Annotated in this window: 4 protein-coding genes; 2 read left to right on the top strand and 2 right to left on the bottom strand. The window is 71.3% G+C overall.

Annotated features, from left to right (window positions below):
• Nucleotides 1-277: DUF1707 SHOCT-like domain-containing protein (locus GA0115259_RS07000; protein WP_141716472.1), on the bottom strand; the 277-nt coding region annotated here is incomplete at its 3' end.
• 268 nt (nt 278-545) lie between these two features.
• On the opposite strand from GA0115259_RS07000, the gene GA0115259_RS07005 reads away from it, so the two are divergent.
• Both GA0115259_RS07005 and treZ read left to right on the top strand, forming a co-directional pair.
• Nucleotides 546-1,616 (top strand): lytic polysaccharide monooxygenase auxiliary activity family 9 protein, encoded by a 1,071-nt coding sequence (locus tag GA0115259_RS07005; protein WP_093592420.1) that lies wholly within the window; start codon nt 546-548, stop codon nt 1,614-1,616.
• 287 nt (nt 1,617-1,903) lie between these two features.
• On the top strand, nt 1,904-3,667 hold the full coding sequence (gene treZ / locus GA0115259_RS07010; protein ID WP_093592423.1) for a malto-oligosyltrehalose trehalohydrolase: 1,764 nt from the start codon (nt 1,904-1,906) through the stop codon (nt 3,665-3,667).
• A gap of 69 nt (nt 3,668-3,736) precedes the next feature.
• Here treZ and GA0115259_RS07015 read toward each other — a convergent pair.
• Nucleotides 3,737-4,433, bottom strand: a 697-nt coding sequence (locus tag GA0115259_RS07015; protein WP_141716473.1) for a DNA glycosylase AlkZ-like family protein, incomplete at its 5' end; no start/stop codon positions are given.

The following is a 4,433-nucleotide window of genomic DNA, read 5'->3' on the forward strand; positions in this document are numbered from 1 at the left end:
CCTGCCAGGCCCTGCGCAGCCGTACGGAGAACGCGGACGCCCGGCTCACCGCGCCGAACAGCCGCCGTGACCACGGGCTTTCGATCTCCAGATCCGCGGTGAGCAGCTTCAGCTCATCGGCCCGCCGGGCGGACAGCGCGAGATCCATCCGGCGCAGAAAGGTGTCGTGCGAGAGCATGCCCTGCGCCGCGCCTTCCCTGAGCACCGCGAGGACACGGTCGCGCTCGGCGTCGGAGAGCCGTGCGGGATACGTGTGGAACTCGAAGGAGGACGTCACATGTGTGATTGTCCGTCGGACGGCCCTGAGGTGTCCAGACGGAACGGGCGCCCCGCGGTCCTCCGTTACGTGCGTCGTTACGACCGTTACGAGGGGCGGACCTGACGGAGGCGGCGGAGGCGGAGACTCCGTATCCGCCGTTCCGGCCGACGCCCGGAATTTCCTGTCGCAAGGCGTTTACAGAACCACCCACCGGCGCTACGTTCCGAATTGGGAGCGCTCCCAGTCACATTCGCTTGTCATGATCACGCCGAAGGGACCTCGTGCGATGACTCGCCCCCCACTGTGGTTGTCACCTCCGCGCAGAGCCGTACTGCTCGCCCTGCTCGCCGTCCTTCCCGCCCTTCTGCTGATCGTCGGCGGCAGCGGGACCTCCACCGCCCACGGCACGCCGATGAAGCCCGCCAGCCGTACCTTCATGTGCTGGCGGGACGGGCTCACCAGCACCGGTGAGATCAAGCCCGTCAATCCGGCCTGCAAGGCCGCCGTCGCGGAGAGCGGCACGACTCCGCTCTACAACTGGTTCTCCGTGCTGCGCTCCGACGGCGCCGGGCGGACCAAGGGATTCATCCCCGACGGTCAGCTCTGCAGCGGCGGCAACACCACGTTCTCCGGCTTCAACCAGGCCAGGAACGACTGGCCGCTCACCCATCTCACCTCCGGCGCGCGGCTCGACTTCTCGTACAACGCGTGGGCGGCGCACCCGGGTTGGTTCTATGTCTATGTCACCAAGGACGGCTTCGACCCGACCAAAACCTTCACCTGGGACGATCTGGAGGCACAGCCGTTCCTGACCGTCGACCACCCGGCGGTCACCGGCACCGTCGGCACCGTGGACGGCGCGTACAAGTGGAGCGGCAACCTGCCCGGCGGCAAGACCGGCCGTCACATCATCTATATGGTCTGGCAGCGCTCGGACAGCAATGAGACCTTCTACAGCTGCTCCGACGTGGTCTTCGACGGCGGCAACGGCGAGGTGACCGGCGTCGGTGAACCCGGCACCACGCCTCCGACCGATCCGCCCACCGACCCGACGGCCACCTGCACCGCGACCAGGAAGATCACCAACTCCTGGGCCGGCGGCTACCAGGCCGAGATCACGGTGAAGAACACCGGCACCAACGCGATCCTCGGCTGGATGGTCGAGTTCGCGCTGCCCACCGGCCAGAAGGTCGACAGCCTCTGGAACGGCACCGCCACCTATGGAGGACAGGAGGTCATGGTCCATAACGCCGACTGGAACGGCTCGCTGGCAGTGGGAGCCTCCACGACCTTCAGTTATGTCGCCTCGGGAGGACCGCCGGACACCGCCGCCACGGCGCCCTGCTCGGTCCACTGATCCCGTAGCCGCCGATCCCGTACGCACGGGCCCGCCAGGCCCGTACGGCCGGCTCGCACGGCCGCTCGTACGGCTCGTACGGTTCCCGCACCGGCCCGGTCCGTCGCTCCCTCCCCCACCCGGAGCGGCGGACCGGGTCCGTCTCCACCAGGTGTCTCCACCGAGGCTCCACCGCTCCTCCACTCGATTCGCCTCGATCACCGGGCCCCGGGCCGTCTCTCTTGCGACCATGAGGGGGACAGCCGAAAGGCCGCGGCAGCCGGCCTGACGACGAGGGGGAACCGCTCGTGCAGTTCGAGGTATGGGCACCACTGGCGAAGGAGCGGGTCGCACTCCGGCTGGCGGACACCGAGCTGCCCATGGCCCGGGACCCGGAGCGCGACGGCTGGTGGACCGCCGAGGCGCCGGCCGCCGACGGCGCGCGGTACGGCTTCACGCTCGACGGCGGCCCCGTACTCCCCGATCCCCGCTCCCGCCGCCAGCCGGACGGGCCCGACGGCACGAGCGCCGTCGTCGACCAGGCCGCGTACGAGTGGCGCACCTCGTGGCAGGGCCGCGAACTGCCCGGCGCGGTCCTGTACGAGCTGCACATCGGCACGTTCACCCGCGAGGGCACCTTCGACGCGGCGGCCGGCCAGCTGGCGCCACTGGCCGAGCTCGGGATCACCCATGTCGAGCTGATGCCGGTGTGCCCGTTCCCCGGGACCCATGGCTGGGGATACGAGGGAGTGTCGCTGTGGGCGGTCCATGAGCCGTACGGCGGCCCGGAGGCGCTCAAGCGCTTTGTCGACACGGCACACGGTCTGGGCCTCGGTGTCGTACTCGACGTGGTGCACAACCATCTCGGCCCGTCCGGCAACCATCTGCCGCGCTTCGGCCCGTACTTCACCGACACGCACCACACGCCCTGGGGCGCCGCGGTCAATCTCGACGCTCCCGGTTCCGACGAGGTACGGGCGTATCTCCTGGGCAGCGCGCTGGCCTGGCTGCGGGACTTCCGGCTCGACGGGCTGCGGCTCGACGCGGTGCACGCCCTCGCCGACCGCCGCGCGCTGACCTTCCTCGAAGAGTTGTCCGCGGCCGTCGACGCGCTCTCCGCCGATCTGGGCCGGCCGCTCTTCCTGATCGCCGAGTCCGACCTCGGCGATCCTCGTACGACCACTCCGCGCGCGGAGGGCGGCCTCGGTGTGCACGCCCAGTGGAACGACGACTTCCACCACGCCCTGCACACCGCGCTCACCGGTGAATCCCAGGGCTACTACGCGGACTTCGCCCGGGAGCCGCTCGCCTCGCTCGCCAAGACACTCAGCCGGGTCTTCTTCCATGACGGTACGTATTCGAGCTTCCGTGGCCGGACCCATGGCCGCCCGGTCGACCGTACGAGAACGCCCGCGCACCGCTTCCTCGGTTACGCGCAGACCCATGACCAGATCGGCAACCGCGCGCTCGGCGACCGGCTCTCCGCCACTCTCCCGCCCGGCCTGCTGGCCTGTGCCGCGCTGATCGTGCTGACCGCTCCGAGCACTCCGATGCTCTTCATGGGCGAGGAGTGGGGCGCCTCCACGCCCTGGCAGTTCTTCACCGACCATCCGGACCCGGTGCTCGCCGAGGCCGTACGGACGGGCCGGCGGCGGGAGTTCGCGTCGCACGGCTGGGCGGCGGAGGAGATCCCGGACCCGCAGGATCCGGCGACACGGGAGCGCTCCTGTCTGGACCGTTCCGAGACCGGGAAGGAGCCGCACGCGCGGCTGCTCGCCTGGTACCGCGAACTGATCGCCCTGCGCCACGGCCAGCCGGATCTCTCCGATCCGGATCTGGCCGGCACGAAGGTGGCGTACGACGAGGAGGCGCGCTGGCTGGCGTACCGCAGAGGCGATCTGCGGATCGCGGTGAACCTCTCCGGCGAACCGGTACGGATCCCGCTGGGCGGCAGCCGGCCCCACGACGGCGGCGGCCGGGTGCTCGCCGCGTGGGAGCCGGTCGGACCGCCGGACGAGAACGGTGTGCTGCACCTGCCGCCGGAGTCGGGTGTGGTGCTGGCGGGAGGTTGACGGCCGAGGTCGGCACGCGTGGAGCCGGGCACGTACGAGCACGTACGAGGCGCCTCGCCGGTGTTGTGCTCAGCCCGGAGACGCGGCGATCCGCACGCGGTGGCTGTCGTCGTCGGCGTCGTCGGCGAGAAACGACGCCAGCGCCCGGCCCTGCTCGGCGACGGCGGTGCGGTCGGCCCGGGAGAAGCGGCGCAGCGGAGTGACCGTCACGGTGCCGTCCTTGACGGTCCAGGTCGCGGCCACCCGGCCGTCGACCAGGACGACGCGGGCGCCGGCGACCGACAGCCCGCGATGGGCATCGTCGATGATCCGGCCGCGGTCGTGGTAGCCGAGGATCGCGTTGTCGAACGCCGGCAGGAACCGCACCGGCGCGGGTGTGTCCGGATCGGGACGCGGTGCGCCGGGCAGGTCGAGCAGCTCGCGGCCGTACTCGTCGCGGAAGGTGACCAGCTCCTCGCGTATCGCGGCGACCGCGGCCGGCAGCCCGGCGAGGCCGCACCAGGCGCGCAGATCGGCCGAGGCGGCCGGGCCGAACGCGGCCAGATAGCGCCGTACCAGCGCCTGACCTACGGGATCGGAGCCGTCCGGGGACGGCGGATCGATCTCGCGGCCCAGCCAGGACGAGAGCGGGACGTTGCGCACACCTGCCTTCGTCCGCCAGAGCCCGCGCGGCGGGAGCTGCGCCATCGGTACGAGCGCGGCGACCAGCACCTCGCCCAGCGCCCGCGGCCCCGGCGTCGGCCAGCGGTCGGCGAGCGCCCGCGCG

The organism is Streptomyces sp. MnatMP-M17, assembly GCF_900091995.1.
In the GTDB taxonomy this organism is placed as follows: domain Bacteria; phylum Actinomycetota; class Actinomycetes; order Streptomycetales; family Streptomycetaceae; genus Streptomyces.